Annotated in this window: 1 protein-coding gene; it reads left to right on the forward strand. The window is 36.1% G+C overall.

Annotation, left to right across the window (positions count from 1 at the left end):
• Window positions 1–52: 52 nt before the first annotated feature.
• Window positions 53–184 carry a hypothetical protein gene (locus BHE89_RS24960; protein ID WP_286145878.1) on the forward strand — a complete coding sequence of 44 codons (132 nt, stop codon included), beginning with the start codon at window positions 53–55 and terminating at the stop codon, window positions 182–184.
• Window positions 185–208 lie beyond the last annotated feature (24 nt).

Genomic DNA, 208 nt, shown 5'->3' on the forward strand with positions numbered 1-208 from the left:
GCAGATAATCTGATGCAAGAAGCAGACAATAAAATTGATCAGCTAAAAGGTGATGACATCAAAAACCAGCGATGATGTAAAACAACAAGCTCAAGAGACTGAAAATAAAGCAGATAATCTGATGCAAGAAGCAGACAATAAAATTGATCAGCTAAAAGGTGATGACATCAAAAACCAGCGATGATGTAAAACAACAAGCTCAAGAGAC

The organism is Shigella sp. FC1967 (assembly GCF_001743005.1).
Taxonomy (GTDB): domain Bacteria; phylum Pseudomonadota; class Gammaproteobacteria; order Enterobacterales; family Enterobacteriaceae; genus Proteus.

Coding starts and splice junctions, on each gene's coding strand:
- BHE89_RS24960 (WP_286145878.1), top strand. CDS start 53: ATGACATCAAAAACCAGCGATGATGTAAAACAACAAGCTCAAGAGACT.